Raw genomic sequence first — 26112 nt, forward strand, 5'->3', positions numbered from 1 at the left:
TCCTCACCGTCCTGCCATCGCGAGGAAGCGCCAGCGCAGGATCACGCGCTCGAGTCTCCCGACCGCGGCCAGGAGCACCAGTGAGAGAAGCCCCACGACGATCAGGTTCGCCAGCACGGTGGGCACGTCATAGAGGCTCCCGGCGATGAGGATCGCGTGGCCCAGCCCGGAGTCGGAGGAGATGAACTCCCCGATGATCGCCCCGATCAACGCGAGTCCGGCCGTCAGCCGCAGGCCGCCACAGATGTTCGTGAGCGACGAGGGCAGAACCAGTAGCCGGAACACCCGCCGGGTGGGCGCCCGCATCGACCGCAGCATCCTGATCTGCAGCGGGTCGGTGCCGCGTGCCCCGTCGAAGGCGAGTACGAGCGCCGTCACCACGACCGACGCGGCCGACATCACCACCTTCGACGACACGCCGGTGCCGGCCCAGACGATGACGATCGGCGCCAGCGCAGCGATCGGGGTGGCCCCGAGCAGGGCGATGGCGGGCCGCAGCATCTGCTCCACCAGCCGCGAGCACCACAGCCCCACGCCCACGGCCGCTCCGATCACGTTGCCGATCACGAACCCGCACAACGCCTCTACCGCGGTGGTGGCGGCGTCGTGGAGCATCGCCCCCGACCCGAGGCCGCGCACGACGGTCTGCCAGATGAGCTCGGGGCTCCCGTACAGCAATGAGCTGACCGAGCCGGCATCGACCGCGAACTGCCAGGACACCAACCCGATCGTCAGCAACACGACGTCGAGCACGATCGCCACCCAGAGCGATCGATGCCGCCGCCCGGCCGCATCCTGCCTGGCCGCCGGCCGCGGCGCCGCCGGGAGCTCGGGTGCCGCCGCCCGGGACAGTTCCTGATCAGCGGTCATCGCAGGCTCTCGCTGGGCTCGGCCGGCGCGTCACGCAGGCGCTGTGACATCGGTTCGCGCGTAAGTTCGCACATCACGACTCGATCTCCTGCCAGATCGCACGCACGTGGTGGCCGAACCCGTCGATCTCCCGCACCTCGACCGGTGCGAGACCCGTGGCCGCGAACGGGACCTCGTGGACCGCGGCGACCCGGCCGGGACGCCCGGACATGACGAGCACGACGTCCGACACCGCGACGGCTTCGTCGATGTCGTGGGTGACGAGGACCGCCGTGCCTCCGGACCGCCGGAACCCGAGGAGGAGCTCGGCCTCGAGCTTCAGCTTCGTCTGGTAGTCCAGCGCCGAGAACGGCTCGTCGAGCAGAAGCAGGGCGGGCTCGATGCTCATCGTCCGGGCGAACGCCGCGCGCTGCCGCATCCCGCCGGAGAGCTGACACGGGTAGAAGGCTTCGAAGCCCGCGAGGCCGTAGGTCGGCAGCAGCTCGCCTGCCCTCGCGCGGGCCTCACGCCGTGGTGCGCCCTGCGCCTCCAGGCCGAGTGCCACGTTCTGGGTGACCGTGCGCCAGTCCAGCAGCAGGTCGCGTTGGAACATGTATCCGATGCGCCGGCCCTCGGCGAGCACTGCGTTGTGGACGGAGCCGCTCGCGGGCTCGCCCAGGCCCGCGACCAGGTTGAGGAGCGTGGATTTTCCGCACCCGCTCGGCCCGACGATCGATACGAACGTGCCCGCGGGCACCTCGAAGGAGACGCCCTCGACCGCGGTGTAGTCACCGAACCGGACGGTCACGTCGTTCAGCGCCACGGTGGTGGTCATGGTGGCGCTCACTGCCCCTGCACGGTGGCACTGGCGTGCTGGGCGAAGGTGTTGTCGATGATCTGGTCGAACGGCACGTTGCAGCTGCAGTTGCCGAGCTGGCGGCCCAGGTTCATCAGCGTGGACCAGCCCTGCTGGGAGACCACGGTGCTCTCGGCCGGGATGTGGTTGTCGATCTGCCGCTGGATGGCCGCGTCCACCACCTGGGGCGGCAGGTTCGGGAACTCCGTGCGCGCAACCGCCTTGGCGTCGTCCGGGTCCTGGTAGACGTGCTGCGCGCCCATCTCCAGCGCGGTGACGATCTTCTGGGCGACGTCGGGGTGGGCCCGCACGTAGCTCTCCCTGGCCTGCAGGCCCGTGTTGGTGAACTCGCCGATCGCGTCGGCCCAGCTGTAGAGGACGTGGGCGCCGTCCTGCACGACGGCCATGTCGACGTTGGGCTCGTAGGCGACCGCCACGTCCGCCTGGCCGGCCAGCACCGGTCCGATCTCGGTGCCGGGCGACACCGTGGTGATGTGCACGTCCTTGGTGGGGTCCAGCCCCGCCTGCACGATGCTGTTGGTGAGCACGCTGTGGTTGGTGTTCGGCGGCGGTGACGTCACGAAGGTCAGCCCTGCGAACTGTTTGGGATCCGTGAACGGTGTGCTGATCTTCTTCGAGACCGCGAAGTACTGGGCACGCGACACCAGTTCGGCGAGTACGAGCCCGTCTCCTCCCTTCTCACGGGAGATCTCCGCGAGCGTCGCGTCGCCGAGCGCGAACTGCGCCGAGCCACCCAGCACCGCCGCGAACGCCTGTGAGTCGCCGCCCGCCGCCGAGAGGTTCAGGGTGATGCCCTGCTGCGTGAAGTAGCCCTCGTGCTGGGCGACGTAGAGGTCGATGTACCCGAGGTTGTGCACCGCTTCGGACAGGTTCACGGTGGTGGTGCCGTTCGACGAGGTGGCGGCCGGCGTCCCGCCTGAACCGCACGCGGCCAGCGCCAGCGCCGAGACGAGCGCGAGCGCCACCGGCCACGGTCGGCGGAGAGCGCTGCGGGGCGCATGGTCGAGCATTCTCCACCTAACGGACACGAATCCCCCAGCCAGAAAACGAGAACCAGATCCGGCGGACGGCCCGCCGGATCCGATCCTTTGATACGCGGCAACGGAAGTCGAGTTAAACTCATGTGACTGCCGAGTTTCAGGGGATGTCTTATGGTGACACTTCTGGCTTGTCCAAGAATTGAATCGAGAATCGCTGAGAGGGTGGCCATCGCGACGGTCCGGATCTTTTTCGTATCGCCCGTCCCTGCGGTTCATCGGACGGGTAGAGGCTCGGATCGCGCTCAGGATCAGCGGTCATGGGGCGATGGAGGTCGAACGGCGGGAGCATCGGGGATTCGGCCGGGGATTTCTCTGCCGCTCTCGCTTTGCCTTGCCCCGAGCCTTCATATGGGCCCGGCGCCACACCGCTCCGGTCCGGTCCGGCGCGAGCCGCCGGATCTGGGCCGGCTATGGCCGGTGTGACCATCGCAACTCTCGAAACCCGGGTGGAATGTCGGCTGTGATCGGCGCGGGCGATTCCGTCATCGCCGCGGGAGCTGTGTCAGCGGGGAGCCTTTCGCCGTTCACTCCGCCTTGGCAGGGCTCTTCCTGGTGAGCCGATCGCCCAGCTCGGCGTCGTCGGCCACGAACCACAGGTGACGCCCGCGGTTGCACTCCACCACGAACGCACGCAGCGACGCGCTCCCGGCCAGGTACCCGGACAGGTCTCCGAGCACCGCGAGGCGCAGCCGGTAGTTGACGAACTTCTGGACGATCTCGCCCGCGATGCCGGTGGAGAGCATGAAGAACCCGGGGTCGAGCCGTTCGACCGGGACGACGACGAGGTCGGCCCGCTGGTACAGCGCCTCGCCGATCACCTCGACGGCGTCGCCGCTGGTGCGGAGCTTGGGTCCGCCGGGAGCGCAGGCGAGTACGTGCGTGCCGCGGATGTTCGTCACGGTGTCGGCCACATGCCCAGCGCTCATGCGCACAGTCTCGGCGATGCGAGGGACCGTGGCTCGTGAATTTCCGGTGCCTCGGTCAGACCGTCGTGGTAGGCGGGCGGATCCGACGCCGGCGAACCAGTGCGCCGAGCGCGGCCGCGGCCGCCACACCCGCGACGAGGGGAGGGGCGAGGAACAGGGCGCCGACGGCCCAGAGGTTGGCGCCGACGACCTCGGCGCTCGCGCTGTAGACGCAGAACAGCACGAACGCCGGCACGGCGATGCCCGCCAGCGCCACCAGCACCCCGCGCACGTATCCGGCGGCGCCTGCCAGGACAGCGAGCCCGGCTCCTGCCGCGACCCAGTGCCCCGTGCGCACCGGTGAGGCGAGGGTGTTCGGGTCGCGGGTGGGCACCACGCTCCAGTCGGCCGGGAACACCGCCCACCACAGCCCGAACGTGGCGGCGGCGAGCAGGACGGTGATCCCTGCAGCGCGCATCAACCGACGTCCACGAACTCGATCACCGGCTCCACGCGCACGGGGGTGGCGAGGCTGTTGGCGATGAAGCACTCGCGATGCGCGACGTCCACGAGGTGCCGGACGCGGTCCTCGGTCGGACCCGCGGCGAGCTGGATCCGCGGCCGCAGCACGATCTCGGCGAGCCGGATCGGGCGGTCGGCCTCGGGCATCGTGGCCGTGGCCTCGTCGTGGTAGTCACGCACGTCCAGCCGTGCCCGCGCGGCCACCGCGAGGAAGGACAGCAGCTGGCAGGATGCGGCGGCCAGCACCACGAGCTGCTCCGGGTTGAGGTGCGTGGGGTCGCCGCGGAACGCCGGGTCGGACGACAGCGTGAGCTCGGGGGCGGCAGGCGGGGCCGTGCCCTGATGCGCCCGCCCGTAGTGCTCGTAACCGTCGGCGGTGGAGCCGGACCACGAGCACGTTGCCTGGTACCGGTGCACGGAGTCCTCAGCCATGATCCGACCGTAGTCGGCTCACGCGAGCTCCCGCAGCAGCGCGGCGAGCTCGGCGGGGCGGTTCTCGGGGATCATGTGGTTTGTCGCGATCTCGTGGTAGCGCCAGGCCGGGCTCTCCTTCGCGCGCCGTGCCGGCGTCTCGAAGACGGCCCCGGGATCCACGGTCGCCCGGATGTACGTGCGGCCGAACGGCTGGTCCTCCAGCGGGGTCGAGAGCCGGACCGGTTCGGTGAGCGTGCCCACCGGCTGTGGGGTGCGGCGCAGGTTCGACCACTCCGCAGCCACCGGGTCGTCGTACTCCCGCTTCGGCGGCGGCACGAGCCAGGGAGCCCCGATGTCCGACGCGGGATTGCCGAAGCCCCCACCGGTCAGCGTGGCCAGGCTGTCGCCGTCGGCGGGCACGAACGCGTCGAGGTAGACGAGCTCGCGCACCCTGGTGCCGATGTGGTCGAGCGCCCCCGTGACGACCATGCCGCCGTAGGAGTAGCCGAGCAGCACGATGTCGTCGAGGTCCTCGTAGCGCACCACGTTGACGAGGTCGAGCACGTGCGTCGACAGATCGACGTGCGGTCCGGTCAGGTGCGACCGCTCGCCGATGCCGGTGAGAGAGGGCGTGAAGACCTCGTGGCCGTCGGCGTGGAGCAGCCGCCGGACGAACCGGAAGCCGTACGAGCCACCCCACGCGCCGTGTACCAGTACGTATCGGGTCACGTGATCAGCGCTTCGGGACGCCGGCGTCACGAACGCCGATCGGGTCGGCCGCCCGCCGCGGAGCGAGCGGGCCGCGGGAACGGCGGCCCAGGAACTCCCGGCCGGTCTTCAGCACCCGGCTCACGGTGTTCGGGCCGCGCCGCGCCTCGATGAGGTCGCCGATACGCCCGAGCAGCCAGCCCAGCAGCGGTGCCGCGACCGCCAGGATCAGCCACATCCGCAATCGCGCCGAGAAGAACGCCCACATCGGGCTCACCTCCGATCTGAGCCGGTCTGTCCGGCCGGGAGCCTATGCGGGCGCGCTCCATCCCGCACGATCAATTCGCCGGGCGGGCCGGTCACATCTTCGCTGCGGCGCTCTTGATCGCCTCGCGGATGCGGAAGTAGGTGCCGCACCGGCAGACGTTCTCGATCTCGTCGATCTCCTCGTCCGTCGGGTCGCTGGTGCGGTTGAGCAGGGCCACCGCGGCCATGATCTGCCCCGGCTGGCAGTAGCCGCACTGGGCGACGTCCTGCTCGAGCCAGGCCTCCTGCACCGGATGCAGCTGATCGCCGTCGGCGAGCCCTTCGATCGTGGTGATCTCGCGGCCCTCGACGTCCGACACCGGGGTGACGCACGGGTTGAACGCCTCCCCGTCCAAATGGGAGGTGCAGGCCTTGCAGACGTCGATCCCGCACCCGTACTTCGGCCCGGTGATCCCCAGCTTGTCACGCAGGGCCCAGAGTGCGGGCAGGTCGGCGGGGGCGTCGACGGTCACCTCGCGACCGTTGACCGTGAAGCTGTAGCTCGGCATGGCGGGGCCTCCTAGCGGGGGAACGGCTCGAAGTCGACCGGGAAGTTGATCGGAAAGCTGCGCGGGGCGATGCCCGTGGCGCGGGCGTAGGCGTTGGCGATCGCGCCGGCCGCGGCGGGGACGCCCAGCTCACCCGCCCCGCCCGGTTCGCCCTCGCCGGGCAGGATGAAGATCTGCACGTCGGTGGGGGAGTTCGCCTGGCGCGCGTAGTGGAACTGCGAGTAGCTCCCCTCCAGCGGCAGTCCCTTGTCGATGTGCAGGCCTGCCTGCAACGTCACCGAGATCGCGTCCGTGAGGCCGCTCAGCAGTTGCGCCTTGAGCCCTCGCGGGTTGATCGGGAGCCCGTAGTCGCCTGCGATCACTGCCTTCGTCACGCGCGGGGCGTGCGGGTCGCGACCGTCGATCTCCACCAGGCACGCGGTGCGCGAGCGGTACTCCTCGTGGAACGCGATGCCCTGGGCGAAGCCGTCGTCCATGGAGCGGCCCCAGTCGCCCTCCTCGGCGACCTTGTCGAGCACCGCCCGCTGTGCGTCGCTCTTGAGGAACGCGCGACGGAACTCGTAAGGGTCCTTGCCGAGCCTCTCCGCTACGGCGTCCACGACGATCTCCTCGCCGCACCGCGAGCTCACCGAGTACACCGAGCGCCACGCGCCGGTGTGCATCTTGATGGGTGCCTCGGTGAGCACCTGCTCCACGGCCCCGAAGTTGTAGGGGCTCTTCACGGTGAGCAGGAAGACGGACTGCGCGAAGCCGAAGTTGCCGCCCGGAAGCTCCGCCGCTGTCGCGGAGAGGATCTCGCCGAGGCCGTGCGTCCAGTCGGTCTCGACGAACGCGGTGTGGTGTTCGAGCCGCAACACCGTGTCGGGTCCGAGGGTGGCCCGGAAGCGGTGGTGGGCGGCCGGTCTGGCGCGGCCGTGGCGCATGTCGTCGGTGCGCGACCACATGAGCTTGATGACCCGGCCGGTGGCCTTCGAGATCCGCGCCGCCTCCAGCGGGCCGTCCCAGAACAGCCTGCGCCCGAACGACCCGCCGGACTGCACCACATGGCAGGTGACGTTGCCGGGCAGGAGACCGAGCTCCTTGGCGATCTGTTGCTGGGCGACGATCGGCGACTTCATGCCGCCCCAGATCTCGGCCTTTCCGCCCCGGACGTCGGCAACCGCAGAGTTGGTCTCCATCGGTGCGTGGCTGATCGGGGCCCAGTCGAACTCGAAGTCCATCTGGTTCGGCAGCGAGATCGGGGGGATCAGCGGCAGCGTCGTCTTGCGCAGCGCGTCTCTGATGCCCTCGTCCGACAGGTCGTCGACCGTGCCGGAGCCCCAGCTGACGTCCAGCGCCGTCACCGCGTCGAGGGCCTGCCCGAACGTCTCGGCGACGACCGCGACGCCGGTCTCGATCACCGCGATGTCGAGGACGCCGGGCATCGCCCGCACGTCGTCCTCGTTGTGCACCTCGTCGACCGTGCCGTTGATCGTCGGCGGCCGGCGGACCATCGCGGGAGTGGCACCCGGGATGTCCAGGTCGAGCGTGTACGTGAAGGCGCCGGTGACCATGGCACGGGCGTCCACCCGCGGCTGCGGCGTGCCGACGAGCTTGAACTTCGACGGAGGCTTGGGCCGGGCCACCAACTCGCCGATCGGGAGCGTCGCGGCGAGGCGGGTGAGCTCGCCATAGCCTGCGCTGCGGCCGTCGGCGGCGACGACCCGGCCGTTCTCGGTGCGGAGGCCGTCCGCGGGCACGCCCCACCGGTCGGCGGCGGCCGCCTGCAGCCGGGCACGTGCCCCTGCAGCGGCCGCGCGCACGGGGCCGTAGACCGACCGGATCGAGTTCGATCCCCCGGTGAGCTGGTTGAACAACAGCTCGGGCCGGGCAGGCGCCAGCGGCATGTCCACCTGGTCCAACGGGATGTCGAGCTCCTCGGCCACCAACATCGCAACGGCCGTCGTCAGGCCCTGGCCGACCTCCATGCGGGGCAGCTCGGCGCGCACCCGGCCGTCCTCGGTGATCTCGACGGTGAACAGCAGCGCCTCGGTGGGCTTGCCGGAGAGGATCAGGACGTCACCGAGGTCCTGCAGATCGGCAGGCTGCGGAAGGCTGGGCGTCGGTACGGCGGACGCCGACCCCGGGGCGAAAGTGTCGATGCCGAGCTTCGCGGCGACGGTGAGCGTCGATCCCGCTGCCAGGTAGACGAGGAACTTTCGCCGTCCGAAGACGGTGTCGCGCAGGCTGGGCTGCACGGTGCGGTGGCGGCCGCGCATCGGGTCGTCGGTGGTGGGACTGGCCATCCGGGCTCCTCCTGAGGGCACAACGGTGTGCCCCTCGTCGGGGGTCGAGTTCGGTGGTCGTGCGGGGTCGGGCGCCTGAAGGGCCACCGGTCGGGCTCGGTGGCGGCACGGTCGGACAGTGGCGGGGATCACGATGATCAAGGCCTCGTGCTACCAAACGAGGGCGACGAAGATCGGAAACGTCGAATGTGCGAGGAACCTGAACTTCGGGATTGCCCTGCAGGTCAGGCTCGTCCGGACGATCCGGTACCGCTGCCCGGCAGGTAATCTCGGGCAGGTGACGGGCGACCGTCCGGTCCTGGTGGGACTGCTTCTCTACCTGCTCGTGGCTGCCGCGCCGACAATCTTGTTCTGGGTGGCCGCGAGGCTGGTGCCTGCCGTGGTCGAGTGGATGGCCGAGCTTCGCCGCCGCCGCACTGCCGCCCCCGTGGGTCCGTCCCTCGAGCGCGTCGTTGCCAACCTTCGCCGGCTGCGCCGCGAGGTGCGCGATCGCACGCAGAACACCCAGGTCCGTCGGGTGGCGGTGCTCGCCGCCTACGACGACACGCTCCTGCAGGCCTGCGGGCTGGTGGACGTCGACGCCCCGCTCGCGTCGGCCGCCGGTCCTGATCGCGCGTTCGCGCGACTGCTCACCGAAGCCGCGCTGGAAGACGCGGGCATCGCTCTCGACCCACCGCCGGACGGGGCTGCCGCAGCTTGACCCGAAACACAGTAAAGTCGCCTTTACGTACGGGGAACGCCGTGGCCCGCTTCGGCGTTGAACAGCATGGATGCCCGAGACGCTTCCGAGGAGGAACAGGTGCGCACCAGTAGCAACCCGGCGTTCCGCAACCTGCCCACCGGGCAGGGCGGCGGATACGCCACGTTCGACCGCCAGGGCGGCGCGATGGGTGGCGCGGCCGCCTATGGCGACGCCCAGGCCGCGCAGGTCGGATACGGGCGTGCCGGTGTCAGTGAGCGTCCGCTCACGATGGATGACGTCGTCACGAAGACCGCACTCAACGCCGGCATCGCACTCGTCGCCGGTGTGCTCACTGCGATCAGCGGGCTCTACGGGCTCGTGCTCCCGGCGTTCATCATCGGGCTCGTCGTCTCACTGATCGTCATCTTCAAGCAGAGCACCAACCCGGCGCTCGTCCTCATCTACTCGGCCGCCATGGGCGTGGCGCTCGGTGGCATCACCGGTGCGCTCGAGCTGTCAGGCACGCAGTTCCAGGGCATCGGCCTGCAGGCCGTGATCGGCACCGCCGGCGTGTTCGTCGGCATGCTCGTCGTCTACAAGACGGGCGCGGTGCGGGTCACGCCGAAGTTCACCAAGTGGCTGATGGGCGCCCTGATCGGCGTCACGGTGCTGGCGCTGTTCAACCTCATCTTCAGCTTCTTCATCCCCGGCGGTCTCGGGGTGCGGGAGCCCACGATGATCGGCTACCTGTTCAGCATCGTCTGCATCGGTGTCGCCGCGTTCAGCCTGCTGCTCGACTTCGACATGGCCGACCGCGCCGTTCGCGACGGCGCCCCGGCCAAGTTCGCCTGGTACATCGCGTTCGGCCTGATGACCACGCTGGTCTGGCTGTACATCGAGATCCTGCGCCTGCTGAGCTACCTGCGCCAGGAGTGACGTCCGGGTCCGTCCCGGACCGCCCCGTCACGACAGCGGCCCGGCACCCCGAGAGGGTTGCCGGGCCGCTGTGCGTCTCGCGGGTCAGCTGAGGCGCTCCAGCACCATCGCCATGCCCTGCCCGCCGCCGACGCACATCGTCTCCAGACCGATCTGCTTGTCGTGGGTGCGCAGGCTGTTGATCAGCGTGGTGGTGATGCGTGCGCCGGTCATGCCGAACGGGTGGCCCAGTGCGATCGCGCCGCCGTTGACGTTGAGCTTGTCCTCGTCGATGCCCAGCTCGCGGGCCGAGGGGATGACCTGCGCCGCGAAGGCCTCGTTGATCTCCACGAGGTCGACGTCGTCGATCGTCATACCTGCCCGGCCCAGCGCCTGCTTCGACGCCTCGATCGGCCCGAGACCCATGATCTCCGGCGACAGCGCGGAGACGCCGGTGGAGATGATCCGCGCCAGCGGCGTGACACCCAGCTCGGCCGCCTTCGTGTCGGACATGATCACGAGCGCCGCCGCGCCGTCGTTGAGCGGGCAGCAGTTGCCGGCGGTGACGCGGCCGTCGGGCCGGAACACCGGCTTGAGCTGGCTGACCGCCTCGTAGGTGACGCCGGAGCGCGGGCCGTCGTCGGCGGAGATCACGGTGCCGTCGGGCAGGGTGACCGGGGTGATCTCCCGGGCGAAGAACCCGTCGGCGATGGCCTTCTCGGCAAGGTTCTGCGAGCGGACGCCGAAGTGGTCCATCTCCTCGCGGCTGATGCCCTTGAGGAGCGCGACGTTCTCCGCCGTCTGGCCCATCGCGATGTAGACGTCGGGCAGGTGCTCGTCGGGCCGCGGGTCGCTCCAGGAGTCGGCCCCGTTCTCGGCGATGTGCTTCGTGCGGTCCGCGGCGTCATCGAAGATCGGGTTGCGCGTGTCGGGCCACGAGTCGGAGCTGCCCTTGGCGAAGCGGGACACCGTCTCCACGCCGGCGGAGATGAAGACGTCGCCCTCGCCCGCCCGGATCGCGTGCAGGGCCATCCGGGTGGTCTGCAGCGACGACGAGCAGTAGCGGGTGATCGTGGTGCCCGGCAGGCTGTCGTAGCCCAGCAGCACCGCGACGACCCGTGCCATGTTGTAGCCCTGCTCACCACCGGGCAGGCCGCAGCCGAGGATGAGATCGTCGATCTCGGCCGGGTCGAGCTGTGGCACCTGGGCGAGCGCGGCGCGCACGAGCTGGACGGTCAGGTCGTCGGGTCTGATGGTGGTCAGCGATCCCTTGTGGGCGCGGCCGATCGGAGATCGGGCCGCCGCGACGATCACGGCTTCGGGCATCGTCTTCTCCTCGTGCTGGGCGTGGCTATCGAACCCAGACTACCCGCGGGTAACCACGGCGGGAGGTACGTGAACCTCAGACCTCTCCTCCCTCGCGCGAGGGAGGAGAGGCACAGCAATCCCCCTCCGCGGGGAGGCCGGACGGTCCCGGCGCGGTGAGGGTGGCTGTGCCCGACCCTGCGATCACCGGACGGCGATGTGCGGTACGGGGTGAGTGTGAGGAGACACAATGCTGGACCGTGGTTCCCCGAGCCGGACCGCCGCCTCTGCGCGGGTGCGGCGCCCGTCTCGTAGCCGCATCCCGTTTCTGGCAGCGGGATGGTGTGGGGCCTACGCCGTGGTCCATGTCTGGTGGGCGGTGGCTGGAGCTCCCACCTTCCTCGGTCGGGGTGAGTCGTTCTTCCCCGGCGGCTGGGTGCCGGTCGTTCCTGCGTCGGTCGCGGCGTCAGCGAGCCTGCTCGACGGTATCGCCGTGGTGAGACGCCGAACACGGTCGCCATCTGCACGGTGGCTGCTCAGCGGCCTCGCCGCGCTCGGCGGCGGCGCCATGATCGCCTACTGCATGCTGGCGTGGACGGGATTGGCGATGCTCCTGATGGTGCCGTTCGGGTCACCGATGACCTCGTCCGACGTCGGGCTGCTCGTGCTGCGAGCCGGCGGCGTCGTCGGTGGCGGCCTGGCACTCTGGACCGCCCGAGCGGCGTTCCTGGAGGACGGTCCGGGGTGCGATACCTGCGGTCGGGTGTACGCGATGTCCTCGGCAGGGCGCACCGCGCCGTCGCGGTGGTGGGGGTTCGCAGGGGCATACCTCGCCATCACCGGGCTACTGGTCCGCCTGGTTCCCGACGCCCCCCGCATGATCGTCCGAGGCGTGACAGGTCCGGGTGGGGTGGGCTTCCAGCTCTTCGTTGCCCTCATGATCATTGCCGGGACCGTGCTGCCGCTGGCACTGGTCCAACGGTGGGGACGGACCTGGCCGGGCTGGGTGAGACCGTGGGCCAGCCGCAGTGTCCCGCGCTGGGTCGTTCTCGGTCCTGGCGTGTTCATGGGCACCGGGCTCGTTGCGTATTTCGGTACCGGCGGGATCAGCGCGATGATCATCGGCCGGGCTCCCTCCGATCCGGGCGCCGTCCTCATGATCGGCGGCTACAGCGCGTGGGGCATCGGACTGCTGATCGCCTCGGCCTCCTACCACCGCTTGACGAGGCCGCCATGCCGTTGTCAGCGCACCACTCCGGGTGAAGAGGTGAAGCGTTGACGAGAACCTGACGAAACCCGTCAGGTTCTCGGGCCATCCTGCGGGCATGGCCACGTGGAACCACTTCGAGAACACCGAGCCCGAGTTCGCCGCCAGGGTGCGGAAGCTCTTCGACGCGCACAAGCACAAGACCATCGCCACGCTTCGCACGGACGGCTCGCCGCGAATCTCCGGGATCGAGGCGCAGTTCGCCGACGGCGAGCTGACATTCGGGTCGATGCCGGGGGCGCGCAAGGGCGCCGACCTGCGCCGCGATCCGCGGTTCGCGCTCCACAGCGCCTCGGAGGACCCGGTGGAGGGCAATGAGGCGGCCTGGTCCGGTGACGCGAAGATCGCCGGCCGGGCGTTCCACGCCGGTGACGTGGACGGCGACATGTCCGGCGACCTGTTCCGTGCCGAGATCGACGAGGTCGTCCTCACCGGCCTGAACGACGCCGCGAGCATGTTGGTGATCGAGACCTGGACACCCGCGCGCGGACTTCGCCGGATCGAACGGGAATAGCGGCCGGAACAGGGCCGATGACCGACACAGGACCAGATGTATCGGTCGTGTCGATATCGCCCGGGGTCGTTCGTCGTCATGCTGTGGTGGCACCCCGGCCACCCATGTCGACCCCGTGACGACGACAGGGAGCTTCCCGTGAAGTACATGCTGCTGCTCTACGGTGCCCACCCCACCGAACCCCCCACCGAGGAGGCCATTCAGCAGGAGATGGACGAGTACTGGCCCTACGAGAAGGCCATCACCGACGCGGGTGTGAAGGTGGTGAGCGAAGCGCTGCAGGGCGTGGAGGCCGCCACCACCGTCCAGGTCCGCGACAACGGCGAGCGCGTGGTCACCGACGGGCCGTTCGCCGAGACCCGCGAGATCCTCGGGGGGTTCTACCTGATCGACGCGCCCGATCTCGACGCGGCGCTCGAGTGGGCGGCTCGCTGCCCCGCCTCGCGCCGTGGCGGGAAGGTGGAGGTTCGGCCGATCCTGGAGTTCGACGCACCGTGACCCCGGGAGCAGCCGGCTCCGTCGAAGCCGCCATAGAGAAGGTGGCAAGCCGTGAGGAGCGGGGCCGACTGCTCGCCACTCTCGTACGCCAGTTCGGCGATCTCGACCTGGCCGAGGAGGTCGTCTCCGAGGCTGTTGCCGCCGCGCTCGAACACTGGCCGGTCGATGGGGTTCCCGGGAAGCCCGCCGCATGGTTGCTCACCACCGCGCGCCGCAAGGCCGTCGACAGGCTGCGCCGGGACAAGGTCTACGCCGCCCGGCTGGCCGTGATGCAGGCAGAAGCCGAGCGTGAGGGGGCCGCCGTCCACGTAGCGGGCGACGACGACGTCCCCGACGAACGGCTCCGGCTGTTCTTCACCTGTTGCCATCCGGCCCTGCCGCTCGAGGCGCAGACTGCGCTGACGCTGCGGTGCCTCGCCGGACTGGGTACGCCCGAGGTGGCCCGCGCGTTCCTCGTGCCGACCGCCACGATGGCGCAACGCATCGTGCGCGCCAAGCGCAAGATCCAGGCGGCGCGCATCCCGTTCCGTGTGCCGGACGCGCGCGAGCTGCCCGGCCGGCTCCCGGGCGTGCTGCGTGTCATCTACCTGATCTTCACCGAGTCCTACGCGGCGAGCGCTGGGCCCGAGCTCCTACGGGCCGATCTCGCCGACGAGTCGATCCGGCTGGCGCGGATCCTGCACGGCCTGCTCCCCGGCGAGCCGGAGGTGTCGGGGCTGCTGGCGCTGATCCTGCTGGTCGACGCCCGGCGAGCCGCCCGCACCACCCCGGACGGCGACCTGGTGCTGCTCGACGAGCAGGACCGGTCGCTCTGGGACCGGGACCGCATCACCGAGGGACGCAGGCTCGTCGTCGAGGCGTTGCGCCACCGCGCACCCGGGCAGTACGCGCTGCAGGCGGCCATCGCGGCGCTGCACAGCGAGGCAGCGGACGTCGCCACCGCCGACTGGTCGCAGATCGTGGCGCTCTACGACGTGCTCGGCGACGTTGCGCCGTCACCGCTGGTGCGGCTCAACCGGGCGGTGGCAGTGGCGATGCGGGACGGTCCGGCAGCCGGGCTCGAGCTCGTCGACGCCCTGGCCGACGACGAGCGGCTGCGCGGCTACCACCTGCTGCCCGCCGCACGTGCCGACCTCCTGCGCAGGCTCGGCCGCCACCGCGAGGCCGCGCTCGACTACCGGCGGGCGCTCCAGCTCGTGGGCAACGAACCGGAGCGGGCCTACTTGGAACGCAGGTTGCGCGAGGTGACGGGCTCTTAGGGCCGCTCGGCGGCGAGCTGGCGCAGCTTGGTGAGCGCCCGGTGCTGGGTGACGCGCACGGCGCCCGCCGTGGAGTCGACGGTGCGGGCGGTCTCCTCGGCGCTCAGGCCCAGCGCGATCCGCAGCACGAGCACCTCGCGGTGGTGCTCAGGGAGCTGGTCGAGAAGGTGGCGCAGCTCGGCGATCTGGGTGCCGAGCACGGCGATCGTCTCGGGGCCGGCAGCGGCGTCGGCAGAGTCGGGAAGCGTGTCGGTGGGGATGGAACGGTTACGCCCGGCCGCGCGGAACGCGTCCACCACCTTGTTGCTCGCGATCCCGTAGACGAAGGCCATCACCCGCGTCTCGCCGGGACGCCAGCGCTCGAGCGCGTTGTAGAGCGCGATCAGGACGTCCTGGGCCACGTCGTCGGGCGTGGCCATGCCGACCGTCACGCCGATCCGCGCGCGGCAGTACCGCACGACCAACGGGCGGACCTGGTCCAACAGCTGCTCCAGCGAGCGCTTGTGGCCGGTGGCGGCGCGCCTCGCGAGCTCGTCCAGCTCGGCGTCACGGATGGCAAGGCGCTGGGCCTCGGCCCGGTCGCGATCCTCGACCCCGTAGACGTCGTCGCCGACCGATGGCACCGGTGCGCCCCTCCTGCTCATCGGTCCTGGCCGGGAACGGCCGGGTCGGCGGGACCGCACGGCCCCGGCCACTCTCGGGAGTCGTCGGATCAACCTGCCGCGGCCCGCTCGGTCGGTGAGGTTCGTCCCGTGTTGGGGAAGACTAGTCCGTTCGCCACGTTTTGTGCTCCCGATCGGCCGGACGACTGAACGTGCAACCATTCGGCTCTGCGCAACTTCCCACGTCGCAGGTCGTGTGGCACCGGCGGGGCGCCCGGCGCCCAGGGTGCGACCATTGAGTTATGCGCTACGTCGAGCACGTCACCGACCTGGTCGGGAACACCCCGCTCGTCCGGCTCGGCACGGTCGCGGAAGGGGTCGCCGCGCCCGTGCTCGCCAAGGTGGAGTACTTCAACCCGGGCGGCAGCGTGAAGGACCGGATCGCGCTGCGGATGATCGACGCCGCCGAAGCATCGGGGGAGTTGCGTCCCGGCGGCACGATCGTCGAGCCCACGTCGGGCAACACCGGCGTCGGCCTCGCCATGATCGCCCAGCGTCGCGGTTACAAGTGCGTTTTCGTGTGCCCGGACAAGGTGAGCGAGGACAAGCGCAACGTGCTGCGCGCCTACGGCGCGGAGGTCGTCGTGTGCCCCACCGCCGTCGAGCCGGACCACCCCGACTCCTACTACCGCGTCTCCGACCGGCTGGTCGCCGAGAACGAGGGCGCCTGGAAGCCGAACCAGTACGCCAACAAGCACAACCCCGAGTCCCACTACTTCGGCACCGGCCCGGAGATCTGGGAGCAGACCGAGGGCCGGATCACCCATTTCGTGGCGGGGATCGGCACCGGCGGCACCATCAGCGGCACGGGCCGCTACCTGAAGGAGGCGTCCGGCGGCCGCGTCCAGGTGATCGGCGCCGACCCCGAGGGATCGGTGTACAGCGGCGGCGGTGGCCGTCCGTACCTCGTGGAGGGCGTCGGCGAGGACTTCTGGCCGACGACGTACGACAAGGACATCTGCGACCGGATCGTCGCGGTCTCCGACGCCGACTCGTTCCACATGACCCGTCGGCTCGCCCGCGAGGAGGCCCTGCTGGTCGGCGGGTCCTGCGGAATGGCGGTGGCGGCGTCGCTGGTCGTCGCGCGCGACCTCCCGGCCGACGCGGTGGTCGTCGTGCTCCTGCCCGACGGTGGCCGCGGCTACCTCGGCAAGGTCTTCAACGACTCCTGGATGGCGAGCTACGGGTTCCTGCCCCCGGCGCAGGGCGCCACCGTCGGCGACGTGCTGCGTCGCAAGGACGGTGCGATTCCCGCACTCGTGCACGTCCATCCGAACGAGACCGTGGCCGACGCCGTGCAGTACCTGCGCGAGTTCGGGGTCTCGCAGATGCCCGTGGTCCGGGCGGAGCCGCCCGTGATGGCCGCGGAGGTGGCGGGCGCCGTGGTCGAGCGCGACCTGCTCGACGCGCTGTTCACCGGCCGGGCGCAGCTGTCGGACCGGCTGGAGAAGCACATGTCGCCGTCGCTGCCCACCATCGGTGCCGGTGAGGCGCTGGCCACGGCCATGAGCGCGTTCGCCACCGCCGACGCCGCGCTCGTGCTCATGGACGGCAAGCCTGCGGGCGTCGTGACCCGTTCCGACGTGCTGGCCTTCCTCGGCAGCTGACCCCGGCCCACCAGCCACGTTCACGCCATCGGATGGCGTGGACGTGGCTTTCCGGCGACGGGGGCCACCGCGCGGCAGGGCAGGCCGCGGTCCGCGTAGCGTGCTCACATGCGCGGCTTCTCCACCAACGCCATCCACGCCGGCCAGGAGCCGGACCCGACGACCGGTGCGGTGATCACACCGATCCACCAGTCGTCCACCTTCGCCCAGGACGGGGTGGGCGGGCTCCGCGGCGGTTACGAGTACTCGCGCAGCGCCAACCCCACCCGCACCGCGCTACAGGAGTGCCTCGCGGCACTCGAAGGCGGGCGTCACGCGCTCGCGTTCGGCTCCGGAATGGGCGCCTCCGACGTCCTGCTGCGTGTGCTGCTGCGCCCGGGTGACCACATCGTCATCCCGCACGATGCGTACGGCGGCACGTTCCGGCTCGTCGACAAGGTGCTGGTGCCCTGGGGGATCGAGTACACGCCTGCCGACCTCTCGGACATCGACGCGCTGCGTGCGGCGCTGCGGCCGACCACCCGTGCCATCTGGTGCGAGACCCCCACCAACCCGCTGCTCGGGATCGCCGACATCGCAGCCCTCGCCGACATCGCCCGATCGGCCGACGCGCGGCTCGTCGTCGACAACACGTTCGCGTCGCCCTACCTCCAGAACCCACTCGGTCTCGGCGCCGACGTCGTGCTGCACTCCACCACCAAGTACGTCGGCGGCCATTCCGACGTGGTGGGCGGCGCGCTCGTCACGAGTGACGACGAACTCGCTGAGCGGCTGCGTTTCACCCAGAACTCGGTGGGGTCGGTCCCCGGCCCGTTCGACGCGTGGCTCACCCTGCGCGGGGTGAAGACCCTCGCGGTGCGTATGGAGCGCCACAGCGACAACGCGGAGCGCATCGCCGAGCTGCTCGCCGGGCACCGCGGCGTCGAGCGCGTGCTCTACCCCGGCCTGCCCGAGCACCCCGGCCACGAGGTCGCGGCGAAGCAGATGCGCCGGTTCGGCGGAATGGTGTCCTTCACCGTGGCGGGTGGCCGGGAGGCGGCGCTGCGGGTGTGCGGCGCCACCACCCTCTTCACGCTGGCCGAGTCGCTGGGTGGCGTCGAGTCGCTCATCGAGCACCCCAGCGCCATGACCCACGCTTCAGTCGCGGGTTCGGCGCTGGAGGTACCGGCCAACCTGGTGCGGCTCTCGGTGGGCATCGAGGACGTCGAGGACCTCGCGGAGGACCTCCGGGAAGCGCTGGACACCGCCACCCGCTGAGCCGTGGGCGGCGGCGCCCCGGCGGATCAGCTCTTCGCCGGGGTGTCCAGGTCGGCGGGGGTAGGTGGCTGCTGGGCGGGCTCGGGCACCACGAGGTCGCCGGGAGCGATGCAGCCGCCCACCAGCTCGTAACCGTCGGCGTTCAGCTCGTAGCGGCCCGGATCGTCGCAACCGGCACCTTCAACGGTGGCAACGGCCACCGCCGCCAGCACGGCGGCCACGAACAACGGTGCCATCGCCCGCAGCCGAGTCATCCGACCTCCCCGCCAGCGGCTCCGTCGGATGCCGCTACCCACTGGTTCACAGATTACCGGGGGGCGTGGGCCCTCGCCTCCACGGTGCGAGGATGGGTGACATGGTCACCGTCGGATCCGTAGCGCCGCCCGTCGGGCTCGCGGACGTTCGTAGCGCCGCTGAGCTGCTGCGGGGGGTGGTCTCTCCCACGCCGATGGCCGGGTCCCGTGCGCTGTCGGAGATGTGCGGTGGTCCGGTGTGGCTGAAGTGCGAGAACCTGCAGCGCACCGGGTCGTTCAAGATCCGTGGCGCGTACACGCGGCTCGCCCGTCTGGATGACGAGCAGCGATCCCATGGGGTGGTGGCGGCCAGCGCGGGCAACCATGCACAGGGCGTGGCCCTCGCCGCCCAGATGCTCGGGATCGAGGCCACGGTTTTCATGCCCGAACAGGCGGCTATCCCGAAGGTCGGCGCCACTCGTGGCTACGGCGCACAAGTGCATCTCGTCGGCCAGACGATCGACGGCAGCATCGCCGCGGCCACCGAGTTCGCCGAGCGCACCGGGGCCGTGTTCGTGCACCCGTTCGACCACCGCGACATCATCGCCGGCCAGGGGACGGTCGGGCTGGAGCTGCTCGAACAGGTGCCGGACGTGCGCACCGTGCTCGTCTGCACCGGTGGAGGCGGCCTGCTCGGCGGCATCGCAGCCGCGGTCAAGGAGCAGCGCCCCGACGTCGCGGTGGTGGGGGTGCAGGCCGCCGGCGCCGCCGCCTGGCCTCCGTCCCTCGCCGCAGGCGAGCCCTTGGCGTTGGAGTCCATGCGCACGATCGCCGACGGCATCGCCGTCGGGCAGCCGGGGAAGGTGACGTTCCCGCAGGTGGCGAGCCTCGTCGACGAGATCATGACGGTCGACGACGACGCCCTCTCCCAAGCCCTGTTGCACTGCTTGGAGCGCGCGAAGCTGCTGGTGGAGCCGGCCGGAGCGGCAGCGGTGGCCGCACTGTTGCAGCACCCGCGCCGGTTCGCCACACCTGCCGTGGCCGTGCTGTCCGGCGGGAACGTGGATCCCCTCGTGCTGCTGCACGTGATCCAGCACGGCATGGCCTCCGCCGCCCGCTACCTGTCGTTGCGGGTACGCGTCGGAGACCGGCCCGGCGCGCTGGCCGAGCTTTTGGCACACGTGGGTTCACTCGGCGCCAACGTGCTGGACGTCGAGCATTCACGTATCTCGGGCACGCTCCCACTGGGAGAGGTGGAAGTGGCGTTGGCGCTCGAAACTCGTGGCCCCGACCATTGCGCGGAGCTGGTGGAAGCGCTGCGCGGCACCGGCCAGAACGTGGTCGAGGTGGCCGGGCCGCGTTGAACCGCGAGCCGTGCGATGTGGTCGGGGGTGTCGAGTGCTGGATCAGCCTCGGAACGGCTCCGCTGACACGAGCGCAACCTTCATGTTGCCGCCGTCGGGCAGCTGGTACTCGCGCGACTCGCCGACCCGCGCACCGAGCAGCGCGGCTCCGAGCGGCGAGTTCGGGGAGATCACCTGCAGGTCACCGTGGCTGCCCTCCTCACGGGAGCCCAGCAGCACGGTCTCGGTGTCCTCGTCGTCGTAGCGGATCTTCAGCACCATGCCGGGAGCGGCGACATCGGACGACGTGGGCGGCGTGCCGACGTGCGCGGTGCGGAGCAGCTCCTGAAGCTGGCGGATGCGCGCTTCCTGCTGGCCCTGCTCCTCGCGCGCGGCGTGGTAGCCGCCGTTCTCCTTGAGGTCGCCCTCTTCTCGGCGGGCGTTGATCTCAGCAGCGATGACGGGGCGGTTCGCGATCAGCTCATCGAGTTCCTGCTTGAGCCGATCGTAGGCATCCTGGGTCAGCCAGGTCACCTGGGTTTCCGTCACGGTCATCACTCCTCCAGCCTGTCGCGGTCCATGCAGCCACGGACCGTTCGCCCGCGGGGTCGGGCACCGCCGGTGCGCGGCCCCGTTCTCGAAGGCGGCACTAGCCCCGAGTAAGGAAAAACACGACCCGCCTGCGGGCCGTGTCGGCTCACGGTAACACGGTGGCAGCCGCTCGTCGCAGCTATTCGACGAACGGTTGGGGCGTTCGGGAAGTTCCCGGCGACGTCATCGCCGCAGGTCAGTGACCCTGCGACATCGAGGCCGACCGATGGCTGCGGCCGGATGGGGGTCGGGGTGACCGCTCAGGGTAGCGGTGCCGGGCGTCTCTTCGCCGCAGTTCGGCATCCCGGGCGCGCCGAGCTCATGACGCCCGTTCGCTCGGTTGCACAGCGTCACGAAGCGGGCGCGGAGGTGGTCACAGGGAGCCACCACGAGGGGATCGCGAACCGGAGGGGAAGCACGTGGGGGCCATCGGTGTTGACCAGGAAGGAACAGGTTGTCGGGCTGATCTGACACCATCGTTCCGGTAGATGATCTGTCCCAATGATCTATCCGATGCACGTTCGACCGGAAGGACCGCAGCGACCGCCATGTCCTCACTAGCACTGCACAACTCGGGACCTCTGCGGCTCATGGCTGTGCACGCGCACCCCGACGACGAGTCCAGCAAGGGCGCCGCCACCATGGCGCGTTACGTCGAGGAAGGCCACGAGGTCATGGTCGTCACCTGCACGGGTGGCGAGGCCGGAAGCATCCTCAACCCGGCGATGGACCGGCCCGGCGTGCTCGACGACCTCCCGGCGGTCCGGCGTGCCGAGATGGCCCGCGCCGCCGAGATCCTCGGCGTGCAGCATCGCTGGCTCGGCTTCGTCGACTCCGGGCTCCCCGAGGGCGACCCGAAACCGCCGCTGCCGGAGGGCTGCTTCGCGGTGCAGGACCTCGAGGTCGCCACGAGGCCGCTGGTGGCCCTGATGCGCGAGTTCCGCCCGCACGTCGTGATCACCTACGACGAGACCGGCGGCTACCCGCACCCCGACCACATCCGCTGCCACGAGATCTCGGTGGCGGCATTCGACGCTGCAGGCGACCCCGACCTGTACCCCGGCACCGGCGAGCCGTGGCAGCCGCTCAAGCTCTACTACTCCCACGGCTTCTCCAAGAAGCGCATGGTGCTGTTCCACGAGGCGCTGCTCGCCCGCGGTCTCGAGTCGCCGTACCACGAGTGGCTGCAGAACTGGGCCGACCGCCCCGACGCGTTGGAGCGCGTCACCACCCGGGTGCAGTGCGGCGACTGGTTCGACGTGCGCGACAGGGCTCTGCTCGCCCACGAGACGCAGATCGACCCCACGAGCCGCTGGTTCTTCGTACCGCTGGAGATCCAGCGGGAGGTCTGGCCCACGGAGGATTACGAACTCGTCCGCAGCTTCGTCGATTCACCCACTCCGGAGGATGATCTGTTCGCCGGTGTCGACGCCGGGGTGGCGGTGCGCCCGGCCGTCTGACCGGCGCGTACCGTTCTTCGGGTGAGTCCCGTCGAGCCGCTTGTGGCTGAGCCCTTCCTGATCCAGGGGAGTGGCTCGGCTCCGGTCGTGCCCGTGGTGATGGCGGTGCCGGCGCAGGACCCTGCGCCCCCGCCGGGGAAGGGCCCGGAGTTCGGCGAGGCCTCGCCCGTCGCGCTCGTCGTCATCGTGTTGCTGGCGATCGTCACGATCTTCCTGATCCGGTCGATGACCAAGCGGCTCAAGCGCCTGCCGCCCAGCTTCGGGCCCGCCGAGGACGAGCCGGACAAGGCAGGCGACGAGCCCGGAGCGCCGGCGGACGACGAGGCCGAGGCCGGCAAGGACGACGACAAGGCCACGCTCGCGGCCAACGGCGAGAAGAGCGGGACCGAGCGCGGGGCTGGCGAGGCCGAACGCCGCCCAGAGGATGCCGGGGGCAGCCGGGCCTGACAGGGTTGACGGCATGCCGAACCGGCTCGCCACAGCCACCAGTCCGTATCTGCTCCAGCACGCCGACAACCCCGTCGACTGGTGGGAGTGGTCCGACGAGGCCTTCGCCGAGGCGGCCCGCCGGGACGTCCCCGTGGTGCTGTCCGTGGGGTACGCGGCCTGCCACTGGTGCCACGTCATGGCTCACGAGTCGTTCGAGGACGAGGCCACCGCCAAGCAGCTCAACGCCGATTTCGTCGCGGTGAAGGTCGACCGGGAGGAGCGCCCGGACATCGACGCCGTCTACATGGCGGCCACCCAGGCCATGACCGGCCAGGGCGGATGGCCGATGACGTGCTTCCTCACCCCTGCCGGTGAGCCGTTCCACTGCGGCACCTACTACCCGCCCACCTCCCGCGCCGGCATGCCGGGGTTCCGCCAGCTCCTCGACGCCGTCACCAGGGCGTGGCGCGACGACGGCGAGCGTGTGCGTCGCTCGGCAGGGGAGATCGCCGCCCGGCTGGCCGACAACGCGGCTGCGGCGCTGCCTCCGTCGCCGGTCGGTGCGGATTCCCTGGAGCGGGCCGCCGACACCCTCATCGAGATGTTCGACGGGCGGTTCGGCGGATTCGGCGGGGCACCGAAGTTCCCGCCGTCGATGGCACTGGAGTTCCTGCTGCGCCACTACGAGCGCACCGGAGCCGAGCACGTGCTGCGCCCCGCCGCGCTCACCTGCGAGCGGATGGCCCGCGGTGGCATGTACGACCAGCTCGCAGGCGGCTTCGCCCGCTACAGCGTCGACGCCCAGTGGATCGTGCCGCACTTCGAGAAGATGCTCTACGACAACGCGCTGCTGCTCCGGGTCTACGCGCACCTCGCGCGGATCACGGGCGAGCCGTTCCCGCGCCGGATCGCCGAGGAGACGGCGGCGTTCCTGCTCGGCGACCTGCGCACCGCGGAGGGCGGCTTCGCCTCCGCGCTCGATGCCGACACCGACGGCGTCGAGGGACTGACCTACTCGTGGACGCCACAGCAACTGCGCGACGTGCTCGGCGACGACGACGGGGACTGGGCCGCGACCCTGCTCACCGTCACCGAGCGCGGCACGTTCGAGCACGGCTCCTCCACGCTGCAACTGCTGGCCGACCCCGACGACCCCGAGCGCTGGGAACGCGTCCGCGCCGCACTGCTCGCGTCACGCAAGACGCGCCCGCAGCCGGCCAGGGACGACAAGGTGATCACAGCGTGGAACGGGATGGCGATCCTCGCGCTCGCCGAGGGCGGCGCGGCGCTCGACCGTCCCGACTGGGTGGACGCCGCGGCCGAGGCCGCTGATCTGCTGCTGCGGCTGCACGTGGTGGACGGGCGGCTGCGCCGCTCGTCGCGGGACGGGGCGGTCGGCAGCGCTGCCGGGGTTCTGGAGGACTACGGCTCGTTCGCCGAGGGGCTGCTCGCGCTGCACCAGGCCACCGGCTCGCCCCGCTGGCTCGCCGCGGCCACCGAACTGCTCGACGTCGCGCTCGGGCACTTCGCCGACCCTGAGCGCCCCGGCTCCTTCTACGACACGGCTGACGACGCCGAGACGCTCCTGCACCGGCCGCGCGAGTTCACCGACAACGCCACGCCCTGCGGGAGCTCGGCCACGGTGTCGGCCCTGCTGACGGCATCGGTGCTGGTGGCCGACCCGACCCGATACCGGGACGCCGCCGAGGAGGGCCTACGCGGGGCGGGCACGCTGGCCGAGCACCACCCGCGGTTCGCCGGCCACTGGCTCACCGCCGCCGAGGCGATGGTGCGCGGGCCGCTGCAGGTGGCGGTCGTCGGACCCGACGGTGACGCGAGCCGGGACGCACTTCTCGCCCACGCCCGGCACATCGCCGCAGGCGGCACCGTCATCGTGCCCGGTGAGCCGGGTGCGGCCGGGGTCCCGCTGCTCGCCGACCGTCCCCTCGTCGACGGCGCGGCCGCCGCGTACGTCTGCCGGGGCTTCGTCTGCGACCGCCCCGTGACGGCGACAGAGGAGCTCACAGCGAGCCTCGGCCTACGCCCCTGACCCCACTCCTCGCGAGTCCAGCCACAGGCGAGCCGCCCGATTCCAGCGGACCCCGTGAGCTGCGGGCTGTTTGTCTGTTTCTCCTCTGATTCCCCCGATCGGGTGGGCGGTTCGGTTCGCCCACCGTGAAACTCTGCGACCCCCTCGTGTTGCTGTGTAATCTCGTAATCGAACACGGCAGTGGAGGTGGAGCAGATGTCCGGACGGATGCATCGCGGGTGGCACGGGCCCGGTGGCCGAGGCGGTCGCGGGCCTGGCCGGGGTGGCTGGCAGCAGGCGGACCTTCCTGGTGCGGACGACGCCGCGGCGTGGTTGCAGGGGCGGTTGCCCGACGCGTGGTTCGTCGACGCCCCGGACGTGACGGTGGACCGTGAGGAGATCCTGATCGTGGGGGAGCTTCCCGCGATCGACACCGAGTTCCCCGACACGGAGGCGGGCCGGGCGGATCGGGCCGCGGCGGTCGCGGGGCGCATTTCACGCTTCCGCGAGTCCACGCGCGAGGAGCGCATCGAGATCGCTCGCCAGGCGGAGCACCGCTATCAGCGCAAGGTGGCATGGGGCGCCCGCCTCGGAAGCACCGTCGAGCTGTTCACCGTCGCCTCGGTGCCGGTGATGACGAGGCTGCGCCAGCCGGAGCGCATCGTGCTCGACACGCTGGTCGACTCGGGCGTGGCCCGCTCTCGTTCGGACGCCCTGGCCTGGGCGGTGCGGCTGGTCGGGCAGCACGCCGACGAGTGGCTGAACGAGCTGCGCGAGGCGATGGCGAAGGTCGACGAGCTGCGTGCGAAGGGCCCGACCGGCAACGACGGCGCATGACCGACGCCTCGACGGGCGGCCGGACGACCGGACGAGGCGGCTCGCGGTTCGCGGGCCGTGGCCGGGTTCAGAAGAGGATCAGCCAGATCGCAATGTAGTGGCAGATCGCGGCGAGCACGGTGGCCGCGTGGAAGAACTCATGGTAGCCGAACGTGGCGGGCCACGGGTTCGGCTTGCGGGTCGCGTACATCACCGCACCCACGGTGTAGAGCAGGCCACCGGTGAGGATGAGCACGAGCGCCGCGACGCCACCGCCGGTGAGAATCGCCGGCAGCACGAAGACGGCCACCCATCCGAGCGCGACGTAGATAGGCACGCCGACCCATGCCGGGGCGTGCGGCCACACCGTCTTCAGCACGACGCCGGCGAACGCGCCCGCCCAGACCAGGATGAGCACCCATCGTGCGGTGCCTGGGTCCATCGCGAGCGCCGCCACCGGCGTGTACGTGCCCGCGATGAACAGGAAGATCATCGAGTGGTCGAGCCTGCGCATCACGGCCCGGCTGCGCGATGTGCGCCAGGTGCGGCGGTGGTAGAGAGCGCTCGTGCCGAACAGGCCGAGGATCGTGACGCTGTAGACCGAGGTGGCGAGGGCGGCCCACGACCCCACCAGCGCGGCCGAGACGGCGATCAGCGTGGCGCAGGCCGCGATCGACACGGTGAACGACCAGAAGTGGAGCCACCCGCGCATACGTGGCTTGACCAGCGGCGCGCCGGGTGGCACGGGGACGGTCCGCATGCTCACCTGATCGAGGCTACGGCACTTCCGTCGACGCCTTCGTGTACCGGCGGTGAACCGCAGGATGCCA

At 70.7% G+C, this 26112-nt stretch carries 28 protein-coding genes; 13 read left to right on the forward strand and 15 right to left on the reverse strand.

Going from position 1 to position 26112, the window contains the following annotated elements; genetic code table 11:
- Window positions 1-3 precede the first annotated feature (3 nt).
- From ACQPZQ_RS04595 to ACQPZQ_RS04640, 10 genes are all read right to left on the reverse strand, one after another.
- On the reverse strand, window positions 4-870 hold the full coding sequence (locus ACQPZQ_RS04595; RefSeq protein ID WP_433292355.1) for an ABC transporter permease: 867 nt from the start codon (window positions 868-870) through the stop codon (window positions 4-6).
- Window positions 871-943: 73 nt separating this feature from the next.
- Window positions 944-1684 (reverse strand): ABC transporter ATP-binding protein, encoded by a 741-nt coding sequence (locus tag ACQPZQ_RS04600; protein WP_433292357.1) that lies wholly within the window; start codon window positions 1682-1684, stop codon window positions 944-946.
- An 8-nt stretch (window positions 1685-1692) separates the two neighbouring features.
- Window positions 1693-2736, reverse strand: a complete 1044-nt coding sequence (locus ACQPZQ_RS04605) for an ABC transporter substrate-binding protein (protein ID WP_433292359.1) — start codon at window positions 2734-2736, stop codon at window positions 1693-1695.
- 554 nt (window positions 2737-3290) lie between these two features.
- Window positions 3291-3692, reverse strand: a complete 402-nt coding sequence (locus ACQPZQ_RS04610) for a DUF4180 domain-containing protein (RefSeq protein ID WP_433292361.1) — start codon at window positions 3690-3692, stop codon at window positions 3291-3293.
- A 55-nt stretch (window positions 3693-3747) separates the two neighbouring features.
- Entirely contained in the window at window positions 3748-4149 is a 402-nt protein-coding gene (locus tag ACQPZQ_RS04615; protein WP_433292363.1) for a hypothetical protein, read from the reverse strand.
- Window positions 4149-4625 carry an OsmC family protein gene (locus ACQPZQ_RS04620; RefSeq protein WP_433292365.1) on the reverse strand — a complete coding sequence of 159 codons (477 nt, stop codon included), beginning with the start codon at window positions 4623-4625 and terminating at the stop codon, window positions 4149-4151. Before ACQPZQ_RS04620 ends, ACQPZQ_RS04615 begins: the two co-directional genes overlap by 1 nt.
- Window positions 4626-4643: 18 nt before the next feature.
- Complete coding sequence (locus ACQPZQ_RS04625) at window positions 4644-5336, reverse strand: alpha/beta fold hydrolase (RefSeq protein WP_433292367.1); 693 nt, start codon at window positions 5334-5336, stop codon at window positions 4644-4646.
- Between the two features lie 4 nt (window positions 5337-5340).
- Window positions 5341-5583 (reverse strand): hypothetical protein, encoded by a 243-nt coding sequence (locus ACQPZQ_RS04630; RefSeq protein ID WP_433292369.1) that lies wholly within the window; start codon window positions 5581-5583, stop codon window positions 5341-5343.
- A 91-nt stretch (window positions 5584-5674) separates the two neighbouring features.
- On the reverse strand, window positions 5675-6130 hold the full coding sequence (locus ACQPZQ_RS04635) for a (2Fe-2S)-binding protein (RefSeq protein ID WP_241038725.1): 456 nt from the start codon (window positions 6128-6130) through the stop codon (window positions 5675-5677).
- An 11-nt stretch (window positions 6131-6141) separates the two neighbouring features.
- Window positions 6142-8415, reverse strand: coding sequence for a molybdopterin cofactor-binding domain-containing protein (locus ACQPZQ_RS04640; RefSeq protein ID WP_433292371.1), 2274 nt, complete (start codon window positions 8413-8415; stop codon window positions 6142-6144).
- Window positions 8416-8692: 277 nt separating this feature from the next.
- Here ACQPZQ_RS04640 and ACQPZQ_RS04645 point away from each other — a divergent pair, with 277 nt between their 5' ends.
- Window positions 8693-9115: a hypothetical protein gene (locus ACQPZQ_RS04645; RefSeq protein ID WP_433292373.1), complete on the forward strand. Its 423-nt coding sequence runs from the start codon at window positions 8693-8695 to the stop codon at window positions 9113-9115.
- Window positions 9116-9214: 99 nt separating this feature from the next.
- A complete protein-coding gene (locus ACQPZQ_RS04650) occupies window positions 9215-10033 on the forward strand; it encodes a Bax inhibitor-1/YccA family protein (protein WP_433292375.1) in 819 nt (272 codons plus the stop codon).
- Window positions 10034-10117: 84 nt separating this feature from the next.
- Here ACQPZQ_RS04650 and ACQPZQ_RS04655 read toward each other — a convergent pair whose 3' ends face one another.
- Window positions 10118-11338: an acetyl-CoA C-acetyltransferase gene (locus tag ACQPZQ_RS04655; RefSeq protein ID WP_433292377.1), complete on the reverse strand. Its 1221-nt coding sequence runs from the start codon at window positions 11336-11338 to the stop codon at window positions 10118-10120.
- 358 nt (window positions 11339-11696) lie between these two features.
- Between ACQPZQ_RS04655 and ACQPZQ_RS04660 the strand changes: the two genes are divergently transcribed.
- The 4 genes from ACQPZQ_RS04660 to ACQPZQ_RS04675 all read left to right on the forward strand — a co-directional run bounded on the left by ACQPZQ_RS04660 (window position 11697) and on the right by ACQPZQ_RS04675 (window position 14855).
- Complete coding sequence (locus tag ACQPZQ_RS04660) at window positions 11697-12596, forward strand: hypothetical protein (RefSeq protein WP_433292379.1); 900 nt, start codon at window positions 11697-11699, stop codon at window positions 12594-12596.
- Between the two features lie 46 nt (window positions 12597-12642).
- On the forward strand, window positions 12643-13098 hold the full coding sequence (locus ACQPZQ_RS04665; protein WP_433292381.1) for a pyridoxamine 5'-phosphate oxidase family protein: 456 nt from the start codon (window positions 12643-12645) through the stop codon (window positions 13096-13098).
- 147 nt (window positions 13099-13245) lie between these two features.
- Window positions 13246-13596, forward strand: a complete 351-nt coding sequence (locus ACQPZQ_RS04670) for a YciI family protein (RefSeq protein WP_433299014.1) — start codon at window positions 13246-13248, stop codon at window positions 13594-13596.
- Window positions 13597-13637: 41 nt separating this feature from the next.
- A complete protein-coding gene (locus ACQPZQ_RS04675) occupies window positions 13638-14855 on the forward strand; it encodes an RNA polymerase sigma factor (protein WP_433292383.1) in 1218 nt (405 codons plus the stop codon).
- Here the strand turns inward: ACQPZQ_RS04675 and shbA are convergent.
- Window positions 14852-15478, reverse strand: a complete 627-nt coding sequence (gene shbA / locus ACQPZQ_RS04680; RefSeq protein WP_433292385.1) for an RNA polymerase sigma factor ShbA — start codon at window positions 15476-15478, stop codon at window positions 14852-14854. The genes ACQPZQ_RS04675 and shbA overlap by 4 nt on opposite strands.
- 281 nt (window positions 15479-15759) lie before the next feature.
- Between shbA and ACQPZQ_RS04685 the strand changes: the two genes are divergently transcribed.
- Together ACQPZQ_RS04685 and ACQPZQ_RS04690 are read left to right on the forward strand one after the other, a co-directional pair.
- On the forward strand, window positions 15760-17124 hold the full coding sequence (locus tag ACQPZQ_RS04685) for a cystathionine beta-synthase (RefSeq protein WP_433292387.1): 1365 nt from the start codon (window positions 15760-15762) through the stop codon (window positions 17122-17124).
- Window positions 17125-17232: 108 nt separating this feature from the next.
- Complete coding sequence (locus ACQPZQ_RS04690) at window positions 17233-18381, forward strand: cystathionine gamma-synthase (protein ID WP_433292389.1); 1149 nt, start codon at window positions 17233-17235, stop codon at window positions 18379-18381.
- A gap of 26 nt (window positions 18382-18407) precedes the next feature.
- On the opposite strand, the gene ACQPZQ_RS04695 is transcribed toward ACQPZQ_RS04690, so the two are convergent.
- A complete protein-coding gene (locus tag ACQPZQ_RS04695) occupies window positions 18408-18635 on the reverse strand; it encodes a hypothetical protein (protein WP_433292391.1) in 228 nt (75 codons plus the stop codon).
- 92 nt (window positions 18636-18727) lie between these two features.
- On the opposite strand from ACQPZQ_RS04695, the gene ilvA reads away from it, so the two are divergent.
- Window positions 18728-19978, forward strand: a complete 1251-nt coding sequence (gene ilvA / locus ACQPZQ_RS04700; RefSeq protein ID WP_433292393.1) for a threonine ammonia-lyase — start codon at window positions 18728-18730, stop codon at window positions 19976-19978.
- A 42-nt stretch (window positions 19979-20020) separates the two neighbouring features.
- Here the strand turns inward: ilvA and greA are convergent, their stop codons facing one another.
- Complete coding sequence (gene greA / locus ACQPZQ_RS04705; protein WP_241038737.1) at window positions 20021-20506, reverse strand: transcription elongation factor GreA; 486 nt, start codon at window positions 20504-20506, stop codon at window positions 20021-20023.
- 590 nt (window positions 20507-21096) lie between these two features.
- On the opposite strand from greA, the gene mca reads away from it, so the two are divergent.
- From mca to ACQPZQ_RS04725, 4 genes are all read left to right on the forward strand, one after another.
- Window positions 21097-22008: a mycothiol conjugate amidase Mca gene (gene mca, locus ACQPZQ_RS04710; protein ID WP_433292395.1), complete on the forward strand. Its 912-nt coding sequence runs from the start codon at window positions 21097-21099 to the stop codon at window positions 22006-22008.
- Window positions 22009-22029: 21 nt separating this feature from the next.
- A complete protein-coding gene (locus ACQPZQ_RS04715) occupies window positions 22030-22455 on the forward strand; it encodes a hypothetical protein (RefSeq protein ID WP_433292397.1) in 426 nt (141 codons plus the stop codon).
- Window positions 22456-22468: 13 nt separating this feature from the next.
- Window positions 22469-24487 (forward strand): thioredoxin domain-containing protein, encoded by a 2019-nt coding sequence (locus ACQPZQ_RS04720; RefSeq protein WP_433292399.1) that lies wholly within the window; start codon window positions 22469-22471, stop codon window positions 24485-24487.
- A 207-nt stretch (window positions 24488-24694) separates the two neighbouring features.
- On the forward strand, window positions 24695-25303 hold the full coding sequence (locus tag ACQPZQ_RS04725) for a hypothetical protein (protein ID WP_433299016.1): 609 nt from the start codon (window positions 24695-24697) through the stop codon (window positions 25301-25303).
- Between the two features lie 67 nt (window positions 25304-25370).
- Here the strand turns inward: ACQPZQ_RS04725 and trhA are convergent, their stop codons facing one another.
- Window positions 25371-26042 carry a PAQR family membrane homeostasis protein TrhA gene (trhA, locus tag ACQPZQ_RS04730; RefSeq protein ID WP_433299018.1) on the reverse strand — a complete coding sequence of 224 codons (672 nt, stop codon included), beginning with the start codon at window positions 26040-26042 and terminating at the stop codon, window positions 25371-25373.
- Window positions 26043-26112: the final 70 nt, after the last annotated feature.

Source organism: Pseudonocardia sp. CA-142604 (genome assembly GCF_050948475.1).
Taxonomy (GTDB): domain Bacteria; phylum Actinomycetota; class Actinomycetes; order Mycobacteriales; family Pseudonocardiaceae; genus Pseudonocardia; species Pseudonocardia alaniniphila.